Source organism: Streptomyces sp. NPDC051104 (assembly GCF_040682835.1).
GTDB lineage: Bacteria > Actinomycetota > Actinomycetes > Streptomycetales > Streptomycetaceae > Streptomyces > Streptomyces cynarae.
The window spans coordinates 1-1,013 of the sequence record NZ_JBFBBS010000173.1; the positions used below are offsets into that span (position 1 = coordinate 1).

Annotated in this window: 1 protein-coding gene; it reads left to right on the forward strand. The window is 41.0% G+C overall.

Annotated features, from left to right (window positions below; genetic code table 11):
- Positions 1-509: 509 nt before the first annotated feature.
- Positions 510-818, forward strand: coding sequence for a sigma factor-like helix-turn-helix DNA-binding protein (locus tag AB0N14_RS40400; RefSeq protein ID WP_366030653.1), 309 nt, complete (start codon positions 510-512; stop codon positions 816-818).
- Positions 819-1,013 lie beyond the last annotated feature (195 nt).

Here is a 1,013-nt window from a genome sequence, read left to right on the forward strand (position 1 = left end):
CTGCCGACGCTGCTCCAGCGGACGCTGGGCCTGAGCCCGATCGCCACGGCGTGGCTGTTCCTGCTGTGGTCCGGGCTGTCCTTCGTGGTCGCGCTGGAAGGCCTAAAGATGTTGTAAGGTGGTATCTTAGAGGAACATTATACTTAAGCGCTCAAAGCAGGTAGTCTTATATTGAAAAGACAAAAGCTGAAGCAGGTAACTTACCAAGACTTCTTAAACTATTAAATAATCTTGATGAAATATTTGATACCGCAGATACTGACAGCATAGCATTACTATGTTTGAGGTACGTTGAACTATTAAGTGTTGCAGAGACTACAAAACGGACAGGACTTTCCGCTTATCAGATTACTTCAAAGATAGGTAAAGTCATGAAGAAAGCTAAGGAAATTATATCTAAAGCATGATATAATAGAACTATCATAAGTCCCAGAGATGGGCAGTGGTATAATAAGTTCAGGAAAGTATCTCTAATTGTGGGGGTGCTTTTTTGTTTGGAGGATTATATTATGAATGAACTAGAGTTTAATATCAGATTATATCTCACAGGTACAATGAAGTCATGGACGGATAGGATAGACAGCACAGACCAACTCACACCACAACGCTTTATATTCAACGCGATGACAGAGCTGTTTGATTCATTGAGTGATGATGACCTAGAGTTAATCAGACTTAGATACATGGAACGCATGATACTATCAGAGGTTGCAAGTCGTTACTCGATAAGTGAACGTACTGTTAGAAATCATACCAACCCAACGGTTAAGCAAGTGAAAGAGATTATCGCTAGAGCAACAGAAACAATGAATGGATAGATAGAAAAGAGGAAATAGAATGCCAATGACTGGACGCTGTCGTGAGCCTAACTGCCACGCTGTAGTTATTAGACCACTACACTATTGTACTAAGCACGCTGATAAAGAAGCGGAATATCAAGCAAGTAGAGAGCGATGGACTAATCGTAATGATGATAGTAAACGATACAAAGACTATAACAAACGCAAGCGTGA

Bases quoted from the DNA above. Each gene is read 5' to 3' on its own strand.
- AB0N14_RS40400 (WP_366030653.1), top strand. From the start codon at position 510: ATGAATGAACTAGAGTTTAATATCAGATTATATCTCACAGGTACAATG.